The sequence below is a fragment of the Fusibacter bizertensis genome, assembly GCF_029914245.1.
Classification (GTDB): Bacteria; Bacillota; Clostridia; order Peptostreptococcales; family Acidaminobacteraceae; genus Fusibacter_C; species Fusibacter_C bizertensis.
Window position 1 is genome coordinate 347,158 of the sequence record NZ_JARYZI010000002.1, and the last position, 19,942, is coordinate 367,099.

General features: G+C 35.3%; 24 protein-coding genes, 1 pseudogene and 2 other annotated features. Of the genes and pseudogenes, 3 read left to right on the forward strand and 22 right to left on the reverse strand.

Translation table 11 applies throughout. The features are described from left to right. Positions 1–48: 48 nt before the first annotated feature. From QE109_RS04925 to QE109_RS04990, 14 genes and pseudogenes are all read right to left on the reverse strand, one after another. Positions 49–822, reverse strand: a complete 774-nt coding sequence (locus QE109_RS04925) for a hypothetical protein (RefSeq protein ID WP_281093293.1) — start codon at positions 820–822, stop codon at positions 49–51. Positions 823–913: 91 nt separating this feature from the next. Continuing rightward, positions 914–1,636 (reverse strand): amino acid ABC transporter ATP-binding protein, encoded by a 723-nt coding sequence (locus QE109_RS04930; RefSeq protein ID WP_281093294.1) that lies wholly within the window; start codon positions 1,634–1,636, stop codon positions 914–916. Beyond that, positions 1,629–2,267, reverse strand: a complete 639-nt coding sequence (locus QE109_RS04935) for an amino acid ABC transporter permease (RefSeq protein WP_281093295.1) — start codon at positions 2,265–2,267, stop codon at positions 1,629–1,631. The genes QE109_RS04930 and QE109_RS04935 overlap by 8 nt, the downstream gene beginning before the upstream one ends. Then, positions 2,267–3,154: an ABC transporter substrate-binding protein gene (locus tag QE109_RS04940; protein ID WP_281093296.1), complete on the reverse strand. Its 888-nt coding sequence runs from the start codon at positions 3,152–3,154 to the stop codon at positions 2,267–2,269. The genes QE109_RS04935 and QE109_RS04940 overlap by 1 nt, the downstream gene beginning before the upstream one ends. 44 nt (positions 3,155–3,198) lie before the next feature. After that, positions 3,199–4,590 carry an argininosuccinate lyase gene (argH, locus tag QE109_RS04945; protein ID WP_281093297.1) on the reverse strand — a complete coding sequence of 464 codons (1,392 nt, stop codon included), beginning with the start codon at positions 4,588–4,590 and terminating at the stop codon, positions 3,199–3,201. Positions 4,591–4,685: 95 nt separating this feature from the next. Beyond that, positions 4,686–5,876: pseudogene (locus QE109_RS04950) on the reverse strand (argininosuccinate synthase); the annotation flags it as partial. Positions 5,877–6,022: 146 nt separating this feature from the next. Beyond that, positions 6,023–6,265 (reverse strand) — a binding site (T-box leader). 89 nt (positions 6,266–6,354) lie between these two features. Next, positions 6,355–7,611 carry a metallophosphoesterase family protein gene (locus QE109_RS04955; RefSeq protein WP_281093298.1) on the reverse strand — a complete coding sequence of 419 codons (1,257 nt, stop codon included), beginning with the start codon at positions 7,609–7,611 and terminating at the stop codon, positions 6,355–6,357. 112 nt (positions 7,612–7,723) lie between these two features. Then, on the reverse strand, positions 7,724–7,894 hold the full coding sequence (locus QE109_RS04960) for a hypothetical protein (protein ID WP_281093299.1): 171 nt from the start codon (positions 7,892–7,894) through the stop codon (positions 7,724–7,726). Between the two features lie 79 nt (positions 7,895–7,973). Beyond that, positions 7,974–8,198: a binding site (T-box leader), on the reverse strand. A gap of 107 nt (positions 8,199–8,305) precedes the next feature. Next, on the reverse strand, positions 8,306–8,911 hold the full coding sequence (locus tag QE109_RS04965; RefSeq protein WP_281093300.1) for a GNAT family N-acetyltransferase: 606 nt from the start codon (positions 8,909–8,911) through the stop codon (positions 8,306–8,308). Then, positions 8,877–9,071, reverse strand: coding sequence for a hypothetical protein (locus QE109_RS04970; RefSeq protein WP_281093301.1), 195 nt, complete (start codon positions 9,069–9,071; stop codon positions 8,877–8,879). Before QE109_RS04970 ends, QE109_RS04965 begins: the two co-directional genes overlap by 35 nt. A 4-nt stretch (positions 9,072–9,075) precedes the next feature. Further along, on the reverse strand, positions 9,076–9,531 hold the full coding sequence (gene aac(6'), locus QE109_RS04975) for an aminoglycoside 6'-N-acetyltransferase (protein WP_281093302.1): 456 nt from the start codon (positions 9,529–9,531) through the stop codon (positions 9,076–9,078). Between the two features lie 4 nt (positions 9,532–9,535). After that, complete coding sequence (locus tag QE109_RS04980; protein WP_281093303.1) at positions 9,536–10,051, reverse strand: cysteine hydrolase family protein; 516 nt, start codon at positions 10,049–10,051, stop codon at positions 9,536–9,538. A 12-nt stretch (positions 10,052–10,063) separates the two neighbouring features. Beyond that, a complete protein-coding gene (locus QE109_RS04985) occupies positions 10,064–10,585 on the reverse strand; it encodes a YcxB family protein (protein ID WP_281093304.1) in 522 nt (173 codons plus the stop codon). Further along, positions 10,585–11,334, reverse strand: a complete 750-nt coding sequence (locus QE109_RS04990; protein WP_281093305.1) for a metallophosphoesterase family protein — start codon at positions 11,332–11,334, stop codon at positions 10,585–10,587. Before QE109_RS04990 ends, QE109_RS04985 begins: the two co-directional genes overlap by 1 nt. A gap of 175 nt (positions 11,335–11,509) precedes the next feature. Between QE109_RS04990 and QE109_RS04995 the strand changes: the two genes are divergently transcribed. After that, the gene (locus QE109_RS04995) at positions 11,510–12,037 is read left to right on the forward strand and encodes an HD domain-containing protein (protein WP_281093306.1); all 528 of its coding nucleotides are present in this window, start codon (positions 11,510–11,512) and stop codon (positions 12,035–12,037) included. A 73-nt stretch (positions 12,038–12,110) separates the two neighbouring features. Here the strand turns inward: QE109_RS04995 and QE109_RS05000 are convergent, their stop codons facing one another. From QE109_RS05000 to QE109_RS05020, 5 genes are read right to left on the reverse strand one after another with little or no spacing between them, the layout of a single operon-like run. Next, on the reverse strand, positions 12,111–12,347 hold the full coding sequence (locus QE109_RS05000; RefSeq protein ID WP_281093307.1) for a DUF2164 domain-containing protein: 237 nt from the start codon (positions 12,345–12,347) through the stop codon (positions 12,111–12,113). A gap of 24 nt (positions 12,348–12,371) precedes the next feature. Further along, positions 12,372–12,725, reverse strand: a complete 354-nt coding sequence (locus tag QE109_RS05005) for an iron chaperone (RefSeq protein WP_281093308.1) — start codon at positions 12,723–12,725, stop codon at positions 12,372–12,374. Then, the gene (locus QE109_RS05010) at positions 12,722–13,198 is read right to left on the reverse strand and encodes a 2-thiouracil desulfurase family protein (RefSeq protein WP_281093309.1); all 477 of its coding nucleotides are present in this window, start codon (positions 13,196–13,198) and stop codon (positions 12,722–12,724) included. Before QE109_RS05010 ends, QE109_RS05005 begins: the two co-directional genes overlap by 4 nt. 17 nt (positions 13,199–13,215) lie before the next feature. Next, positions 13,216–13,881: an MBL fold metallo-hydrolase gene (locus tag QE109_RS05015; RefSeq protein WP_281093310.1), complete on the reverse strand. Its 666-nt coding sequence runs from the start codon at positions 13,879–13,881 to the stop codon at positions 13,216–13,218. Between the two features lie 34 nt (positions 13,882–13,915). Then, positions 13,916–14,692 (reverse strand): YdcF family protein, encoded by a 777-nt coding sequence (locus QE109_RS05020; protein WP_281093311.1) that lies wholly within the window; start codon positions 14,690–14,692, stop codon positions 13,916–13,918. Between the two features lie 159 nt (positions 14,693–14,851). On the opposite strand from QE109_RS05020, the gene QE109_RS05025 reads away from it, so the two are divergent. Together QE109_RS05025 and QE109_RS05030 are read left to right on the forward strand one after the other, a co-directional pair. Further along, on the forward strand, positions 14,852–15,346 hold the full coding sequence (locus QE109_RS05025) for a hypothetical protein (protein WP_281093313.1): 495 nt from the start codon (positions 14,852–14,854) through the stop codon (positions 15,344–15,346). A gap of 127 nt (positions 15,347–15,473) precedes the next feature. Beyond that, positions 15,474–16,859, forward strand: a complete 1,386-nt coding sequence (locus QE109_RS05030) for a sensor domain-containing diguanylate cyclase (protein WP_281093314.1) — start codon at positions 15,474–15,476, stop codon at positions 16,857–16,859. 69 nt (positions 16,860–16,928) lie between these two features. Here QE109_RS05030 and QE109_RS05035 read toward each other — a convergent pair whose 3' ends face one another. The 3 genes from QE109_RS05035 to QE109_RS05045 are packed head-to-tail and all read right to left on the reverse strand — an operon-like array spanning position 16,929 to position 19,932. Then, complete coding sequence (locus QE109_RS05035) at positions 16,929–17,822, reverse strand: DMT family transporter (protein ID WP_281093315.1); 894 nt, start codon at positions 17,820–17,822, stop codon at positions 16,929–16,931. A 41-nt stretch (positions 17,823–17,863) separates the two neighbouring features. Beyond that, complete coding sequence (locus QE109_RS05040) at positions 17,864–19,246, reverse strand: sensor histidine kinase (RefSeq protein ID WP_281093316.1); 1,383 nt, start codon at positions 19,244–19,246, stop codon at positions 17,864–17,866. After that, entirely contained in the window at positions 19,246–19,932 is a 687-nt protein-coding gene (locus QE109_RS05045) for a response regulator transcription factor (RefSeq protein WP_281093317.1), read from the reverse strand. The genes QE109_RS05040 and QE109_RS05045 overlap by 1 nt, the downstream gene beginning before the upstream one ends. Positions 19,933–19,942: the final 10 nt, after the last annotated feature.

The window sequence follows — 19,942 nt, forward strand, 5'->3', positions numbered from 1 at the left end:
CAAGCTACAACAATCACGTAAAATAGTGGTCGTTGCAGCTTGTATTTTTTATAGTTCAAACATACTCTTCAAATCTTCAACAGCCCAGTTTTGAGACTTCATATACTGATTGATTGCCGCCTTAAATGCATTTTGCTGTACCGAAGATGCATTTGCCTCAGTGGATTCGTCATCACTGGTACTTTCATCTTCTTCATCTGCTGCTAAAGCATCTAATAAAGCTTGCAAAGTGGTGCTTTCAGTATCAGTTTCGCTACTAGCACTTACGCCACCTGGTTTTCCCCCGGGCGGAGGTCCGCCTGGTCCGCCTGGTCCGCCTGGTCCGCCTGGACCACCTTTTCCTTTAGGACCTTCAATTGCTTTTGTCTGAATTTCATCTAACATTTTGTCGACTTCATCTGAAGATAACCCACTCACATCTACAGAGCCATTACTTGCTCCACGAAGTTCTGACATGGTAGTTGTAACATCTTCAAGCAAAGCACGTTTTTCATCTTCGCTCATCTCATCAAGATCTGCAGTTGCCATGTTATCCATGATCGCTTTCATCTTTTGACGATTTTCAGTAGATGTTTCGTCGGTACTGTTCATGCGCATGCGCATCTCCATCGCTTTGGGATCATTTTTCATCTGACCAGTTGCATCTTTTACAGTGGAAGCTGAATCACTGGAAACATAATTGGCTTTATTAAACAAACTGTTTCCAAATATAGTAGAGCTAATACTGTAACTGCTATTATCACTACTCTGTGCATTTTGAGTCTGAGCAAGTGTCTGATTTGCACTTGTATAATTGCCCACGAAATTGTTGCTAATTCTCATAATTACCTCCCTTCATTGATATAGTCAATGAACTCATCGTCAAATATATACCAAATAATCAACGAAAAATGGTGGCAATTGTGTGGCACTTTTATAAAACCTTAGATAAAAATGCTTTTGTTCTCGCTTCAACTGGTGCACCGAAAACAGCTTCGGGCTTTCCCATCTCCACAATTTGACCCTCATCCATAAAGATTACTCGATCCGCAACTTCTCTAGCAAATCCCATTTCATGTGTTACGATGACCATCGTCATCCCCTTTATAGCAAGTTCCTTCATGATCTCAAGTACCTCGCCTACCATCTCTGGATCGAGTGCTGAAGTTGGTTCATCAAATAACATCACATCCGGTTTCATCGCAAGCGCCCGAGCAATGGCAATTCTTTGTTTTTGTCCACCAGATAACTGATTGGGATACGCTTCTTTTTTGTCACTTAGGCCAACACTCTTGAGAAGCTGTTCGCCTTCAATCATCGCTTGCTGCTTAGTTAGCCCTAAAAGCTTAGTTGGTGCTAAAATGATATTTTCTATCACAGATTTATGAGGAAACAAGTTGAATTGCTGAAAAACCATACCAATTCTTTGTCTATGAAGGTCTATATTGACCGATGGATCTGTTAGGTTGAACCCCTCAAATATAATCGCGCCCTCTGTTGGTTTTTCAAGTAAATTGATGCACCGAAGCAACGTACTTTTACCTGACCCACTTGGTCCAATAATAACTACTACTTCACCCTGATTTATCACTTGATCGATTTGTTTTAATACTTCTAACTCACCGAAGGACTTACATAATTTCTTTATCTCAATCACCTACGTGCATCCTCCTTTCAAATTTTTGCATCACTTTTGAAAGCGTAAAAGTTAAACAAAAGTAAACTAAAGCTGCAATCACCAGAGGTTCAAAAGCAATAAATGTAATGCCTCGAATTGTATCAGTATTATACATCAAATCATGTATCCCAATTACAGAAACGATGGCTGACTCTTTGATCAACACGATAAACTCGTTACCTAGTGCAGGCAATATGTTTTTCATCGCCTGTGGGATAATAATCTCTTTATAAGTTAAAAAAGCAGGCATTCCAAGTGATCTTGCAGCTTCCATCTGACCTTTATCGACAGCACCTATACCAGCTCTAATAATTTCAGCAATATAAGCTGCGCTGTTTACACTCATGGCGATGACACCAGCTGCAAGCATCGGTAAGTCACTAATGCCGTAGTACACGATGTACAGCTGGATCAATAATGGGGTGCCACGTATAAATTCTATATATGCTACTGCTATACTCTTTAGTACCTTGTTCTTTGATGTCTTCATCAAAGCAAGAGCCAATCCGCCAAATAATCCAAAGACTACTGTTAAAGCAGATAGTAAAAGCGTATATCCAGTTCCAGATAAGAAAAATTTATAATACTTCGGTAAAAAACTAAAATTCATTACTCACCTTCACTGAGCAACATTGCATCTGAAATAACTTGATCCATTTCACCAGAATCTAACATGTCTTGAATAGCAGCGTTAATGGCATCTAAGAAATCACCAGAATCCTTTTGAACAGCTACAGCAGATCCACCTTCACTTCCTAAATCTATACCATTAAGCGCTAAATCATCATTTGCGTTAGCATATTGCTTACCAACTGGTTCAGCAATAATCAAACCATCAACTTTTCCTGTTTTAAGTTCTAGAATCAAGTTCGGAATCTTATCAATTGCTTTTGCCTTAGAATTTGTAAAAACTGTTTTGGCAAGTTCTTCTTGAATAGTTGCTTTTTGAACGCCTAAAGTCTTACCGTCAAAAGCTTCAATTGTGTTTAAATCAGCTGCATCTTTACTTAAAACAAGCATAGTTTGACGTGCTTCATAATACACAATAGAAAAATCTACAGATTGTTTACGTTCATCGGTTGGCGTCATGCCAGAAACGATTAAATCTATCTTGCCTGCAGTAAGTGCTGGTAACAAACCATCAAATTTCATGTCTAAAATTTCGAGCTTAACCCCTATGCTGTCTGCAATTTTTTGAGCGATATCGATATCAAATCCTACAATAGTATCTTTACCATCTACCTCTAAGTGAAACTCGAAAGGTGGATAATCTGCGGATGTTCCCAATACAAGAGTACCTTTATCTTTGATCTTTTGAAGTTTACTTGCCACTGCTTCAGTTGCCATTGTTTCTGTTGCTACTGTTTCAGTTGTTTGTGTTGCCAGTGTTGTTTCTACCGTTGTTTCCGTATTCGCTTCTGCTTTGCCGCAGCCTGCAAGTGTAAAGAGCATCACCACAGTTAAAGTAATTATAAGTCCCCATTTAGATTTCATCATTTTATATTTCCTCCATTTAAATTTATATTTATATTTTTAACTTCTTATACCAATTGATCCATATAGGTTTTGGCTTTATGAATCATCTCAAGTGTTGATTCTTTTGAAGTAGAACCATAAGATTTTTTGGCTTCAACCACTGAGCTGAGTTCTAGATGCTTATAAACATCACTGTCAAACAAAGCACTAAATTGTTTCAATTGAGAGAGGCTCAAATCTTCTATGGCACAACCCGTTTGTACACATATTTTTACGATACTACCGGTTATATGGTGGCACTCTCTAAAAGGAAGTCCCTTCATCACTAAGTAATCCGCCAAATCTGTTGCATTGAGAAAACCTTGTTTTGCAGCTTTGTTCATCTCGACAGTATTAAATCGCGTCTCACTTAACATAGCTGTAAATACTTCTAGACACATCTGTATGGTTTCAACCGAATCAAATAGACCTTCCTTGTCCTCTTGCATATCCTTATTATAAGCAAGTGGCAATCCCTTCATCACAGTTAAGATGCTCATGAGATTCCCATATACTCGCCCTGTCTTACCTCTAACCAGCTCTGCTACATCTGGATTTTTCTTTTGTGGCATGATACTACTCCCAGTTGTATAGGCATCACTAATTTCAACAAAAGCATACTCGGAGCTGCTCCACAAGATTAGTTCTTCTGAAAACCTACTAAGATGCATCATCATAATCGCTACCACACTATTGAACTCTATGACAAAATCTCTGTCTGAAACTGCATCCATAGCATGTTCACTGATCTCATTAAAATCAAGTAGATTTTTAAGCAATTCTCTATTTGTTTTGTAATTTACACCAGCAAGTGCTCCTGATCCAAGTGGTAAAACCGATGTACGCTTAAGTGTATCTGTTAGTCTTTCATAATCTCGCTTAAACATTTGATAATATGTCATAAGATGAAAACCCAGTCTAATAGGTTGCGCCCTTTGAAGGTGCGTATATCCTGGCAAAATATCATCCACATATGCTTCGCTTAATTCTAGTAGTAATTTCATCAGCGATGCTGTTTGATTTTGTATCTCAGTAACTTTATGCACGACATATAGTCTAAGATCAACTGCAACTTGATCGTTACGACTTCTAGCAGTATGAAGCTTTTTTCCAATATCACCAATCTTATCAATTAATAATGACTCTATCATCATGTGAATATCTTCATACTTAATATCAAAATCGGTTTTTCCTTCCTCTATTACTTTTTTTAGATCAAACTCGATTTCAGCTAGTCCATTTTGTATTGCTTCACATTCCTTTGCTGTAAGGATGCCAATCTCAGCTAGCATTGTACTGTGCGCCATTGAGCCTTTTATATCTTGAGAAAACAATTTGTAATCAAAACCTATCGAAGCATTGAACTTTTCTAACAAGTCACTCGATCCACTTATAAAGCGTCCTTGCCATGCTTTCATACGGCCACATCTTCTTCTATATATACCTTAGTCATGCCGTTATCAATATGGAGTTGTTTTGTGATCCCATCTTGCACCTTTAACTCTGGATGATTTTGTTCCATAATCGCTTTAATCTTGATTGGCAAAGTAAATAAATTAATAAAACCTTCTGCATCTTTCTGATTGTATACTTCGTCTGCACCAAACGTTACAAACTCTTCACTGTAAAGTGAATATGGCGAATTGGCTGCAACCGCTGCACACTGACCTTTATAAAGCTTGATTTTTACACTTCCAGTAACCTTTTGTTGCGTTGTTTCTACAAAAGCTTCAAGTGCATCCTTTAGCGGTGTAAACCACTGCCCATCATAGATGAGTTCACTATATTTCAAGCTAATTTGTTTTTTATATGCCATCGTCTGACGATCGAGAACAAGTTTTTCAAGTGCTTTATGCGCCTCATACAAAACCGTACCAGCAGGTGTTTCATAAACACCTCTAGACTTCATACCGACCAATCGATTTTCAACGATATCCTTGATTCCAACGCCATGTTGCCCTGCGACCATATTTAGATACTCAATAAGCTTTACAGGCGACATACTCTGTCCTTCGACTTTTACTGGAATACCTTTTTCAAAACTTATTGTCACTGTTTGAGGGACATCAGGTGCATGTTCAGGAGAGGTACACCATTTATAAACTGTTTGCGGATGTTCATTCCAAGGGTCTTCCAAATCGCCACCTTCGTGGCTGATATGCCATAAATTCTCGTCTCTTGAGTAAATATCTTTTTTTGTTACCGTCAATGGAATTTGATGTTTTTGAGCATAATCGATGCAGTCTTCTCTTGATTTTAAAGACCAGATTCGCCAAGGTGCTATAATCTCCATATCAGGTGCTAAACCTTTGATACCAGCTTCAAATCGAACTTGGTCATTTCCTTTACCGGTAGCACCATGTGCTATTGCCACAGCCCCTTCTTGCTTAGCAATTTCTACTAGTACTTTTGCAATAAGTGGTCTTGCATATGCAGTGCCTAGTAAATAATCATCTTCATAAATCGCGCCTGACTTGATACCGGGATAAAGATAATCGGTAACAAACTGTTCTTTTACATCAGCAATATATACTTTTGAGGCACCTGCATTAAGTGCTTTTTTCCAAACTTGATCATAATCTTCTTTTTGACCGACATCTATGCATGCTGCTATTACATCATAGTCATGCTCAACTTGTAACCATTTTAAAATGACAGAAGTATCTAGTCCGCCAGAGTATGCTAAAACAACTTTCTTTTTCATAACGACCTCCATTTTGAATGCATTATACGCATTTATATACATTTATTTGGATTATTATACATTTATGGCATAAAAAAAATAACCCATCAGGATTATATATTAAGCACTTATCACTTTAGAGCTAGCACCCAAAATACAATTCCTCATCTTGGGACGAATTTCTCCGCGGTACCACCCAACTTAGCTAAAAGCTCTCTTTAATTCAGTACAGGCAATGGTTGCCGATACCTATTCCTTTTAACGGAGGACTTCCGTCTTGCCTTACATTATACACTTTCTTGCAAGATGCTTAAAAAAGTTCTCAATAGTTTAGCTTTCGTACAGGCTCTCACCTTCCCTGTATCGCTGGACAGGCACCACTATATTTGCTTTTTTTCTAACGCATTTTTATATGAACTTGTGGTTAATTATACATAGGTGTTATTATCATGTCAACACCAATTTTAAAATATTTTTAAGTTTTTATATATATATTTTTTTATATGGATTCTATGAAATGATGGATAACAATATCACCACTTTGCTTAACTTGTGCATAACAGGCATCCACACCGTTATAATGCGAATCCAGCGTATCTCCTGAAGAGAAAATTGTATAAACTAAACCCTGATGATTTATTTCAAAACCTTCTGCTCTCGCCTCATGCCCACGTAACATTTTCCAAATCCCTATCTTTTCTGCATAGGCATTAAAATGTTCATGCGTAAATTTAAATCGCTTATATGCCATTTTATAATCCTCTCCACCATTATAAGGATCACTCCACATTAAATTTTCTAAGATTGTAGCGCCTGCATTATCCAGTTCAGGATAACAAGTTAGCATACTTAATGTTTCTATAAAGTCATAAGGTTGAGTAAAATCAAGGTGATCACGTCCGAAAAACGGTTTCGGAAGACCACCATGTACACACTGAACTACACCACTCTCGGTCCAGATAAATGCGATGTAAGGCAAATGATCAAATAACATAAAGTAATCTTCCAATAGTTTTATCTCTATACCTCTGCCATCATTTATTATTTGTTCTAAGTATTTTGGAAAGTAATCGACCAATTGATCTTGATCAGGAATTCTGTAGGGAAGTTTTATGGTGCCATCTTCTTGGAATTTTCCACCGTCGTGATTTCCTCTTAATAGATATATATTTTCTGGAAACAAAATTTTAAGTAGTAGAATCCTTTCAAGTGTTTTTAGATGGGCTTTTCCTCGATCAACATAGTCACCCATAAATATCAATTTTATTTTCACATCAGTAGCAACTTTATGATAAAAATCAGTTGCATCTAAAAGCTTTACAACCGATTGATCATCAGAATGTACATCTCCTATAACGATATATTCAATATCTAAATCATTTTTAGAAAACATATAAACGCCATGTGCCAACTTGCTATCTTCTGCCTGTGGCAGTATCTGTTTCACATCTATATTATTCTCTATCAAAATTTGATTTGCTATGGATTGTTCGTTTTTAATAATATCCATTACTTCAACTATAAGATGTTGATGAAGCTTATTGATCACTGAAAAATCAAATGATTCATTCATCAATGCTTCAGTATGATAAATCGGCCAGTGTGCGTCTATAAACGCATCGATGCTGTATTTGATTTTAGTGCCCTTTTCTGCTTTATACATACTATCTACTTTAAGCGTCTTTACTTGCTTTATTAGAAGTAGAAGCGACGATATGATATCTTGCTGTTTAGTCGTTGGACTTTTTTTGATCATTTCAAACTCCTTAAACTATGTCTAATATAATCATAACATCTGCTCATTTTATTGCAAAGAAAAAACCTCGATAAACCGAGGTTAGAAATTAATAGTTGCTCTTATCAAGTACTTAGTCCCATTTAGGTTTTGAACCAAAGAAATTATAGCCCTGAAATGGCGCCTTTTCTTGATTCTTCTGAAAATTTGTTTTCACAAAGTTTCCCTTTACATGGTCTTCGCCTTTAGGTAACAAATCATTTTTAACATTTTCAACATTTGTCGTTTGATTTTCCATTTTCATAAACTAATCCTCCTTATTCAAACAATATAAGCACCACATTACAAATAAAAAAACCGCGTCACTACGCTTTAATTAAAGCTGTAGGGACGAGGTTTATGCTCGCGGTACCACCCTTTTTGCCACTTGGGCCACTTATTGAACTCTATCAAGTTCGTCGTCTATAACGGGACTTCCCGTTCATCCTTACTTAGTTCAGAATGAATGCTCCAGAGTGATTTAGATCTATGCTCTTCATCGATTTTCACCAACCACCGACTCTCTAAAAGAAGTTTTTATAGATACCGCTCTCTTTCAACACATTGCTATAAAGTTTTATATATTGTAGTCGATTTTAGCAGGATAGTAGCATACTGTCAATAAGTTTTCAGAAAATTCCGACTATATTTTTAGTCTTATAATTTTTTTTGAATTTTAGAGTACTTTTAATTGGAATTGTTGACTAGTCATGCCATAAATTAGTCGGTCACTCCATTTACCATGTACAAGTTGATGCGCATATAATTCTGCCTCTTTTACGAATCCAAGTTTCACCATCACCCGTTCAGAAGCACGATTTTCCTTTGCGCATCCTGTTGTGATTTTGTGAATACCAATTGACAGAAAAGCAAATTCTATAACAGCTTCACCAGCTTCAGTAACAATTCCATTTCCCCAATAATCAGATTTGATGAAATAGCCGAGTTCAACAAGGCTCGATACATTACTATCTTCATGTCTTCGCTCGAGTATTGTAAACCCAATTTCACCAATGTATGCACCACTTGCTCTTTCAATTATTGCAAAAAAATATTTGTCTCTCACAGGTGAATCTATTGCTGCAATAGCTGTTTCTAAATTCACCTTTACAGCTTCAAGATCTGTTGCATAGAGATCCATCAAATAATACATTTCCTTTTCCGCTGTAAGCAAAGAACTTAGCCCAAGAAAATCACTTGCAATATGATCTCTAATGATCAGTCTATCTGTTTCAATCTTAATAGGTTTACTTGTTTGGGTTTGCACCTTTTCTTCTGGCATAGATTTTATTTCCTTTCACAAACTTCTTATATGCGCTATTGGATAACAAATTTAAACCCGTAACAATCGCTAAAAAAATAAATGATAGCAACAAAAAAAACGTTACAAAGTATTGTATGATGTTTTTAAACGTTTCTATGCTTCGCTGCTTAATCTTCATAATTTCACTCCTTTATATCTTTGATATAACAGATCAATCTATTTACTTCTCGAAAGCCTAGAGCTTGATGAAAAGCTTGGCTTTGTTGATTGTCATCTTCTATATCTGAAGCCATCTGAGTACAACCCTTTTGTATAGCCCAAATCTGAGCTTGAGTAACTAGGTCTTTAGATACATTTTTACGTCTGAACTCTGGTATAACATAAATACCTTCAATATAACCTACCGGGCTATTTGTAGCACCTTCAACATAATCGTTTCTTAAAGAAGCGTGGACAAATCCTATAGGCAAATCATCCATTATCGCAAGATAAATCACTTGATCATCTAAAGCGGATAATGCTTCAAATTCATCTCGTAACTCATGGTATTCATTTTCTGGCCATAAATCAATGCCCATACTTGTTAAATCATCTAGATATACTAAATTTAATGGTTGGATGTCATAGTTGATTTTCATATTATTATCCTTTCATAAGCTTGCTTAAAGCATTGAAGCTTATAATATCGTTGATTTCATATACAAATTTTATGCGTTCTTCAATGCCACCTGCTACACCACCCCTTAATAAGATAGGGGTATAGTCTAAGTCTAAGGCACCCCTATATGTTGAGAGTATACAGTACTCAGCTCTATAACCTGTGATCACAACAGTATCCACGTCATGCTCTTTAAAAAATTCGTCTAGTCCAGTTTTGTTAAAACTATTGCCATAATACTTATGAAATCTACGTTCTAAATTTTGAGCATTTGAAGATTCCTCCAATGGTCTTAATGCATCGATTATTTCAAAAGAATCAGCACCGGGAACTACGCCATCAAACTCCGAAACATCTTGAATCCACGCTATCGGCAAATTAGCATCTCTAAACAAAGGCAGAACTGCATTGATGTATTCGCACGCTTGATCCATGCTCTCTTTTGCATAACCATTATAATATGCTTTTTGTAAGTCGACGATTAATAATCCGAGTTTCATTTGTACCTCCCACTAAACTTTTTTATTCATAAGTTGCGCTAAAATTTCTCTAAACGCTTGTAGTTCTGCTTCATTTTTAAATGCACTTTTAGGAACGATATAAGCCATTACCTCACTAACATATACATATAAAAAGGTCTTTGTCTCATTTACTTTTTCAACCATATTATAATTTGTAAAACTCTCAAGTGTTTTATCGGAAATTTGTGATGCATCTGCTACAAGTTCGTGCGCTCCTACAATGCCTGGCACTCTCCCTGCATTTAAAAGTTTCTTGATTTTACTTGCAATTCTCGACTTATACCACTTAGCATAAAAAATCATCCACATTAGAGCAACTCCAGAAAAAATTACCATTAAAAAGGCATATGGTATCTCCATTATTGGGCTTAAAAAATTAGGTACTATTAGATAAATAATTGGAAAAAGAAACCGTTGTATAAAAAGCGACCTCTTCATCACTGGTGATGTCTCGATAAAATTAATGTTAAATCCTATATAATCATCTTGTGAAAGTTCGTAATTGATCTTCATTATTTTCTCCCCCTATAAACTGCTGTTCTTAACTCGTTTATATAGTCCTCTCGCTCTGGCATGTCAACTGTCATTGCCTCTGAAACAGCTTGTTCTATATCATACGGCACCCGCACAATGGTGATTGCGACGGAACAATGTTTGTCTTTTTCATTGGATTGAATTGATCTTTGCATATCAATCTTCCCCTCAATGATCGCATAAGAAGATAAGGTAAAGTCTAGTGGATTACCAACACTTCCCACATTGAATAGTATCTTATCACCAATTGAATCAACATATGAACCATGTATATCACCGTATCCTACAATATCTGATTCTCTGTTTAACGTAGAGGTTGCTTCAAAAAGTGTTAATCTTTTTTCATCTGGTGTATTTATATGAACTCTATTAAAGACATCACTTGGTGCTGCATGACAAAGTCTAATCAGCTTTCCGCTAATGAAAAACTCAACGTATAACGGTAAATTTCTAAGATAAGATTCCCTTTCTTTACCGATTTTTGCTCTATGCCAAGTAATGACTTCCGAATCATTAACTTCAGTCATGAAAAAATCCCAATTGCCTTTTACAACTGCCTCGCATTTATCCCTAATAATATCTATAACTTCAGCAGAATGAGGTCCTTTTCCAGCTAAATCTCCTAAACATATAATTCTACTAATTTGTCTCTCTTTTATATCATCAAGTACTGCATTTAATGCAGTTAGGTTGCCATGAATGTCTGAGATGATCGCTATCTTTTCCACAACACACTCCATTTCTTATAATTATTCGTATTTTTTTGCTAATAACACCTAATATTTAGGGTATAATAATACAAACTTATTAAACTAATTTCATTATAACATGAATATAATTACCCGCTAGTCGTCAATTCAAGGTTAATAGACTTTTAATGAAATTCTAATCTGGAGTGTGAAAATGTTCAAGAAAAATCAAGGACAGGAAATACTGTCAATTCATTGGGATAGGCTAAATGAGTATATAGATCTTACGCACGAAATATTGGTTCATAGTAAAGTAAAATCAATGTCTTCGTTCATACAACATGGCACAACAAATTGCTACGATCATTCTTTATATGTATCCTATATAAGTTATAGAGTATGCAAACGTCTAAGGTTAGATTACAAAAGTGCTGCAAGAGGCGCTTTGCTCCATGACTTTTTTCTATACGATTGGCATATTCCTGGAAATTCTGAAGGATTACATGGTTTTAGCCATCCAAAGAAAGCACATGACAATGCACTAAAATTCTTCAAACTCAATAATTTAGAAAGAGAGATCATTTTAAAGCATATGTGGCCATTAACACTTGCAGTTCCTACAAAACTCGAAGTTTTTGTCGTCGTATTCGTTGATAAGTATTGTTCCATCATGGAGACGATAAGGTTAAATAACAAAACAAGATTAAGTCATCTTCAAAAACTTTCTTATGAAATAACTTAAAATAATAGAAAGCGCATGAAAACATCAAGTTTTATCTTGAAAATTTTCATGCGCTTTTACTTTCTTTACTACTCTATCTGCGTGTTGGTTTTTCTAAGATAAACAAGGCATCTTCTAATTGACTTTGATAAGATTTTATCGTTTTATTTACATCAAATAAAGCTTGGTTATAGATATGAGGTTTCACTAAGTCCGTTATAAAATCAACGAGCTGTTCTGTTGCTAAATTACCGATTCCTTCTAACATTTCATCTTCAAAGTAATTCTGTACCAATTGTACTATTTGCGATTTCTCCTCTTTATTAATCATTTTTACTCCTAGTCATGTCTTTACTCACTTAATATTATGCTTTAATTTTACTTCATCAAGCCTATATCTCACAATTCTTATAATCAAATCTGTTGGTAGAGGTTGGTCTAAAGGAAATTGTATGGATCCCTTTGCATATTTGAAGTTTCCAAGCTCCTTTTCAAAAATCTCAACTGCGCTTGGTGTAGGATAAAATCCAATATGCTTCTTATAACCTGCAAAATGGACAACATTTTCATGATAGTAATAAGTAGGCATCTGATAACTCATTTTTTCAGTTGCCATTGGTAGTAACCCTCTTATAATTTGATTTAATTGAACTAGCTTCTCCTTTGTCGATGTAGGAAAGGAGTCAATATACTTATCGATCTCACTCATAGGACCTCCTCAATAGACAGCTTATTATAGTATTTCAAAAAATCATCTTCTTGATTTTCATTAAAAATAACGATTCCGTTTTGCTCCAAAAGATTGGCTGTAACTCCATTGCCAGAGATTACTTGCCCTGAAAAACTACCATCATAGACTTCTCCAAATCCACAGGATGGACTTCGTGCTTTTAGAATTGCACATTTTGCATTGACTATTTTTGCAATCTCCCAAGTTTTTTCTGCACCTATTAAAAATGCTTTTGTCTGGTCTTTTCCTGTATTGTCTACAATCTTAAAGTGTCCCTCTGTTCTATTTTGAATCTCACAAGGCTCCCTAGGAATAGGTAAGTCTCCCAAAACTTCAGGACAAACCACTATTGCCAATCCCTTCTCTACCCAATTTGATATCCAAGTATACGGGGTTGCTTCACCATTATACCTGCATTTAATATTCAAAAAGCAAGCACTTACAATTATCATAATATGTCCTTTCAACACTAAGAACTGCTATTAGTAGCAAGTTCACCTAGAATTCTATCCAAAACCTCACTTTTCATGGGCTGATTATGACCTGAGATGATCATCTTTGGATTAAGTGCTTTATATTTCAACACACTATCCCTATATATGTCTACATTGCATTCCAGTTCAGGAATTATAAGCTCTGGCGTATCACCAATATTATCTCCTACATTTAAGACTTGTTCAGCTTGATCATATACACTGATGGAATCATAAGTATGGCCTGGTGTGTGGAACAAGATAATACGGTCTTCGAAAAACTCTAATCGTTCTTCAAAAACAAGGCTCGGGAGTCTCATCTCAACGGGATCTTTTAGGTACACCTTATTTTTTTGAATCGAGCGCTCCCAATCTCGCGTAATTGCTTCAATACAACTTCTATGAGAGATTATCGTTGCTTCTTTAACCAAACAATTAGCCCAAATATGATCCCAGTGGTAGTGTGTATTGATGATAATAAAAGGATTTTGATTTCGTACGCTTGCAAAATTAATCATAGGATTTAATGTATGTGCGCCAATCCCTGGATCAATAATATAATTGTATTTCTCACCTATAATAAGTTGTAGATTTAAATCCCAGTCTTCAGAGTCATAATAAGTAAAGATAAAATTTCTAGTGCCTACCTGTTTAATTTTCATATTACCTCTTTATAAATTTTGACTTAATTAAAAACTACTTAAATATCACATACATTAGATCCTTTACTATAGCAAACCATTCCCTAACAAAAGCCTGTAAAAACTGATCTCGGGGTGTATCTGAGGGAACTGTATCAAAATGCATCTCCAAATTTTGTGCTAGTAAATTGATTCTAAATAAATGATAATCACTTGACACCATCAAAATATGTGGTGGATATGTTTCTTTAAAGTCACCGTTGATTATCTCTTTAACAAAATCCAAATTTTGTTGTGTTGACTTTGACAATGGTTCAACAAGTATATTTTCTGAATCAATTTTTTTATCTACTAGGTATTGCTTCATGGCGTCAGCCTCGGTGATATATTCGCCGGGCCCTTTTCCACCAGTTACAATAATCGTTGATCCGTGTTTTAAATAAACAGCTTTCCCTACCTCCAAACGATTTGATAATCGTGTTGGAATTTCAAGTCCGTTTACCACATCTCCAAATATAACGATATAGTCATACTGTTCTTTTTCATGATAAGTACCATCCATATTGCTTAAAATGGCCAGTGATAAAGATAAAACTGAAACAAATACCACACCCAGAATACTCGCTGATATCCACTTTAATATTTTATTAATAATCTTATTGCCACGATAATTGATGATCAAAGTACAAAAAAACAAACTTACAAAAAGAAAAGAAACTCGGATGGGAAATTGTAGAAAATCATGAAATGCCCATAGATTAACAACAGCTATAGCTATTACCATGAAGACCCATTTTAATTTCACTTTAAAACGATAAGATTTAATGAACATTTAGGTCAACCTCTTTCCTATCTAAATTATAGCAAAATAGCAAAAAAAAAACTCCCTTTTTTAGATTATGTTTATTCATTTTTTATATTTATAGGCTATAATAGTACTAGTATATATCGTTAAATTGTTGTCGAAATAATATGATTACAGGAGGCTGTTATGAAACGAACTTTATATCGTTCTATATTACTACTTGTTGCAGTCGCGTGTGTCCTTTTCATACTCTTTATGCAACCTTGTGTAAAAAGCATAAAATCTACTACAGCTTCAAATATAACAGATTTTAAAGTACATGAAGATTATTTAATTGGTCAAAATTACATACGAGAAGGTGCAGTACCAGGCATATTGAAAAAAGCTTATTTTGTCGATAAAAACGGGCGCTGTATTGATGCAAGTAAACTACCCTTTGAATGGGATATCTGGGTTGCCGAACGTTCCTCATACGGCGCACTTCACGTTACTTCACAAGAAATAGCAAGCATTGTGAAACAAAAGGTTGAGAATCATCCACTGGATACACAAGCTTTTGCTCTCGTCTTACATATTAAACCTAAAAAGGAATGTAAGAGAAGACATGATTATTACTTGAAGCTGGAATATGAGATGCTTGGTGTCCAAAAGCACATCATCAATAAAGCATTAACAATGTAACTTAATGGAGTGACTGGGAAATATAATCTCAGTCACTTTTTTCAATTTTACTAATATAGCGCTGCTTCAACTTATGGTTTACCTGTCTATACAGGGGTATAATCATAAAAAGAGGGGAGGGGATTTTATGGATCGAAACTATTTTCAAAATTTTGATTTTTTTAAAGCACTACTAGAAGCATTACCTAACCCCATCTTTTATAAAGATCGAGCTGGATACTACCGTTTTTGTAACGTTGCTTTTCTAAATTTTACTGGGTTAAAATTAGAAGCTATCATTGACAAGACTGTTTTTGATATTGCGCCTCCTGAACTTGCCAAAGTCTATGACGATGCTGACCAAAGTGTATATGACGAAGCGTTTGTCCAAGTTTATGAAGCACGAATCTTACATGCCGATGGAACACTACACGATGTAATCTTTAGCAAAGCTGTTCATTTTGATCAAAACGATGAACCTCTAGGGATCGTCGGAATTATACAAGATGTTACCGAAAAAAAGGAAGCACTTAGAGAAGTGGAAATGCTTCATAAATTAAAAGATGTTTTTCTTTATCTTAATCAGGCTATGATTTCATATGAAAACGAACAGGAACTACTCAATGCATTATTAAGACAAGTTCAATCAATTTTTGTTAAATGTACACAGGCTACTGTCTTGGAGTTGAGTCATAATGATATTCTAACAGTGCTTGCACATGTTGGTTTCTACGATTCTGATATGAGTGATTTTCAAATTCCATTATCAGAGAGCTTTATTTTAAAGGATTTTAATGATGAGTTTTTATCCGCACATATCGTTAATGATATCGTTGCCTTTACAAATCAAGGACATAAAGAAGTTGCTTTACCTCTTTCAAATAAACCAGTCCAATCTTCGCTTGTTGTTCCAATTTGGATTAATGATAAGTTAAAATGGATTTTCTCTTTAGACAGTTCTGAAAACAATATTTATAATGAAACTGATCGAAAAGTTGCAGATTATATTAGAGAGCAATTACCTTTACTCTATCGGATCTACGAGCTCTATTTGAGAATATTACGTTTATCTCAATTTGATGAATTGACTAAATTGATTAACCGTAGACACTTTGATACTTTACATGAAAACTTATTTAAACAATCTCTGCTAGAAAATAAACAATACGCTTTAGTTTTGTTTGACTTAGATGGACTGAAACACGTAAACGACTTATACGGACACCAGGCTGGTGATGCTTACTTGATTGCATTTTCAAACTGGTTAAAAAGTGCTCCTATAGAGGGCGAATGTTATGCTAGGCTAGGTGGCGATGAATTTGTAGGATTATTTCCTAACGTTCCTGCTGATTTGTTAACTTTAAAACTTAACGATCTGCGAAAATCCTTTGAAAAAATCGCAATTGTAGATATACCACATCTTTATTATGGAAGCTTTAGTTTTGGCGTCTCAAGTTATCCAGATGATACCGATAACAGATCAAAACTTTTCCAGATAGCTGATGTAAGAATGTATAAGGATAAAAAAAGATAAACCCTATATATGAAAAAGCGCTCCCTTAACCTTTTGGTGGGAACGCTTTTTTTGTAAAGCTCACCCTTACTATAAGAACATGATCGCCACACCCGTTAGTGTGATAAGGGTACCAATAATTTCTTTTACAGTAACCTTTTCTTTCTTAATAAAAAAAGCAAAAGGTATCAATAAAACGGGGGTAATAGAAGTCAATGTTGATGCTACACCAGGGTTGATTTTTTGAACGGCATAAAGCGATAGTGAAATCCCTAAAAACGGACCAAAAAAAGAACCAATCGTTGCGGTTCTTAGTGCATCAGTACGTTTAAGTGATTTAAAAAACGAATGCCAATTATTACGTACAAAGAAAATTACCGCAAAACCAATCATTCCTGCTAATAATCTTATCTGTGTAGAAGCAAATGGATCATAACTCGCCATTCCAAATTTGCCTATAATATAACCAGCAGCTTGTCCAAATGCACCCCCAAATGCTAATAAGATCCCTTTGATTGGATGAGAGAAAGACACTTTTTTATTATCTTTTCCACTTACAAGTATTACAGATGCAATCCCCAAAAGTGTAACTAGCATGCCCAAAATTTGGATTGGTTTCATTGATTCACCTAAAAAGATAAAGGCCAAAATTCCACTCAAAGGCGGAACGCTCGCATAGATCAACATGGATATCCTCGAGCCAATCTGTACAAACGCTTCAAACAAAAGTAAATCTCCTATGACAATTCCAACCAATCCCGACATCAATAGCCAAAACCACTGGGTAACTGTAGCATCTATAGGGAAAAAGTATCCTCTTGTAAAAAGTGTAAAGAGTGACAAAAAAACCATACCAATCAGTAACCTTAATAAGTTCAGATTCATTGATCCAATTTTTTTACCTGTTGTCTCAAATGCTGTCGCAGTAATCGCCCAGCAAAAAGCAGTAGATAAAGCTGCAATTTCTCCTGTATAATTCCCCATATATCTTGCTCCTTATAACCTGACTTTATATTGCAGACTTATTATACACTAATCTTATTGGGAAATGTAATTATAAAAGTACTCCCCTTATTTGGTTTTGATCCACAACTTATCTCTCCACCGATTCTACGCATATTTTCTCTTGCAACATATAATCCTAGTCCATCACCAGCAGAATTCGTCCCATCATGATTTCCTCTAAAGTAAGCATCAAAAATACGCTCTCTTATCCTTTCATCAATCCCCATACCATCATCTTTCACTTCAATTGTCACCCTATCTAAAACTTGATCAAAGCTAATTTCGATTAAGACACGGCCATTCTCATATGAGTATTTATAGGCATTCGTCAATATATTGTAAATCGTTTGACTTAACTTAAACTGATCAGTTTCAGTCATTGTACTTATACGCCCTTTTATGTTGATCTCAATATTTTTTTTCTGAAACGACGCCGATAACCCACGAACGATTTGGTCAATCATAACATTTAAATCAAAAGATACAATGTCAAGTTCATCAGTTTCATGCTCCGCATCAATCATACCACTCATATTGGAAATAATAGATGTTAAAGTATCAATTTGATTTTGCAAGATACTTAGCGTATCTGTATTGACCTCAACGACACCATCTTCAATGCCTTCAAGATGGGTTTTCATGATAGTAAGCGGTGTTCTAGACTGATGGATCATCTGATCCAAAAGTGTTTTTCTACTTTTTTGTTTTAAGCGTAACCGCATCCCAAGCTCAAAAAGACTGTCTCTAATCTGTTTAATCTCTACAATCCCTGATCGCTTATACGTTCGAGTTTCACCCACTTGCAAATCATTTGCAAATTCTGCAGTATCTTTTAATGCAAGACTCATTTTTCGACTCAAAACAATTCCAAGTAAGACAGCAAAAACAAGTGCAATTCCCACAGAAAAGATACTATTCATAATCAATGAACCTTTAAATAGCTTCGCTACAATTGAATTTTCTGCGGAGCTATTTCTTGTAATATTAAGGTAACCCAAGAGTGTATCTCCATCGATGATTTTATACTGATCTACCTCTTCAGTATCATTATCCATCATGCTACCCATCATCCCTCTGTATCGCGTACCATTAGTACTCATATTACCAGCAGATTCTTTTACATCTAGTAGTAGTGCACCATTTAAATCATATAGCTTGATCCTAACAATTGGATCAACAAGATGCGTTTCAAGTTCAAGCGACATTTGCTGATACGATTTACTTGAAGCATACATTGCATTTTTTGTATATTCTTTTATTTGTTCTATGTGTTGATCATAACTCTCTGAAAGATAAGTCTTGAAATATCGATCTGTTAATGCACTTAAAACTAACGCATTGATTGATATCGATATAATGGCAACACTCACTAATACTAAAAGCATAATTTTTCGAATAGACATCAAGCATCCCCCCCAAACATGTAACCCGCTCCATATTTAGTTACCAAAAATATCGGTTGCTTTGGATCAGCTTCGATTTTCTGTCTTAATCTCTTGATGTAACTGTCTATATTTCTATCAAATCCTTCATAATCAATTCCAAATGCCAAACGAATCAATTGATCTCTAGAAAGTATAATTCCTTTATTTTGGATAAAAACACTTAAAAGTTGAAATTCTGTAGCTGTCAACGAAATTTCTTGTTCGTCTTTGTAGAGCTTCATATTATGTGGACATAATTTTAGACAATCAAAAACAAGGCATTCGTTTTCGCTTTCAACTACAAATGACCTTTTGAGGATGACCTTAACTCTTCGCACCAGCTCTCTTGGGCTAAATGGTTTCACAACATAATCATCTGCACCCAAATCAAACCCTTTAATTCTATCGACTTCTAATTCTCTAGCAGTCAACATCAGTACAGGGATATCAGAATTACTACGTATTTGTTCTAGGACTTGAAAACCATCTATTCCAGGCATCATCACATCTAAAATCACCATATGAAAACGACTTTGAGTCATCTTATCAAGTGCAACAAATCCATTTTCAGCAATTTCTACTTGATATCCCTCTTTTATAAGATACTTTTCAACAACTTCTCTAATCTCCAGTTGATCTTCCACTATCAAAATTTTCTGGTTCATATCGACCTCG

Coding starts and splice junctions, on each gene's coding strand:
- QE109_RS04960 (WP_281093299.1), bottom strand. CDS start 7,894: ATGAAAATGGAAAATCAAACGACAAATGTTGAAAATGTTAAAAATGAT.
- QE109_RS05020 (WP_281093311.1), bottom strand. CDS start 14,692: ATGTTCATTAAATCTTATCGTTTTAAAGTGAAATTAAAATGGGTCTTC.
- QE109_RS04965 (WP_281093300.1), bottom strand. CDS start 8,911: ATGCCAGAAGAAAAGGTGCAAACCCAAACAAGTAAACCTATTAAGATT.
- QE109_RS05000 (WP_281093307.1), bottom strand. CDS start 12,347: ATGATTAATAAAGAGGAGAAATCGCAAATAGTACAATTGGTACAGAAT.
- QE109_RS04940 (WP_281093296.1), bottom strand. CDS start 3,154: ATGATGAAATCTAAATGGGGACTTATAATTACTTTAACTGTGGTGATG.
- QE109_RS04935 (WP_281093295.1), bottom strand. CDS start 2,267: ATGAATTTTAGTTTTTTACCGAAGTATTATAAATTTTTCTTATCTGGA.
- QE109_RS04925 (WP_281093293.1), bottom strand. CDS start 822: ATGAGAATTAGCAACAATTTCGTGGGCAATTATACAAGTGCAAATCAG.
- QE109_RS05040 (WP_281093316.1), bottom strand. CDS start 19,246: ATGTCTATTCGAAAAATTATGCTTTTAGTATTAGTGAGTGTTGCCATT.
- QE109_RS05025 (WP_281093313.1), top strand. CDS start 14,852: ATGAAACGAACTTTATATCGTTCTATATTACTACTTGTTGCAGTCGCG.
- QE109_RS04995 (WP_281093306.1), top strand. CDS start 11,510: ATGTTCAAGAAAAATCAAGGACAGGAAATACTGTCAATTCATTGGGAT.
- argH (WP_281093297.1), bottom strand. CDS start 4,590: ATGAAAGCATGGCAAGGACGCTTTATAAGTGGATCGAGTGACTTGTTA.
- QE109_RS05015 (WP_281093310.1), bottom strand. CDS start 13,881: ATGAAAATTAAACAGGTAGGCACTAGAAATTTTATCTTTACTTATTAT.
- QE109_RS05035 (WP_281093315.1), bottom strand. CDS start 17,822: ATGGGGAATTATACAGGAGAAATTGCAGCTTTATCTACTGCTTTTTGC.
- QE109_RS05030 (WP_281093314.1), top strand. CDS start 15,474: ATGGATCGAAACTATTTTCAAAATTTTGATTTTTTTAAAGCACTACTA.
- QE109_RS05010 (WP_281093309.1), bottom strand. CDS start 13,198: ATGATAATTGTAAGTGCTTGCTTTTTGAATATTAAATGCAGGTATAAT.
- QE109_RS05045 (WP_281093317.1), bottom strand. CDS start 19,932: ATGAACCAGAAAATTTTGATAGTGGAAGATCAACTGGAGATTAGAGAA.
- QE109_RS04970 (WP_281093301.1), bottom strand. CDS start 9,071: ATGAAGATTAAGCAGCGAAGCATAGAAACGTTTAAAAACATCATACAA.
- QE109_RS04985 (WP_281093304.1), bottom strand. CDS start 10,585: ATGAAGATCAATTACGAACTTTCACAAGATGATTATATAGGATTTAAC.
- QE109_RS04980 (WP_281093303.1), bottom strand. CDS start 10,051: ATGAAACTCGGATTATTAATCGTCGACTTACAAAAAGCATATTATAAT.
- QE109_RS04955 (WP_281093298.1), bottom strand. CDS start 7,611: ATGATCAAAAAAAGTCCAACGACTAAACAGCAAGATATCATATCGTCG.
- QE109_RS05005 (WP_281093308.1), bottom strand. CDS start 12,725: ATGAGTGAGATCGATAAGTATATTGACTCCTTTCCTACATCGACAAAG.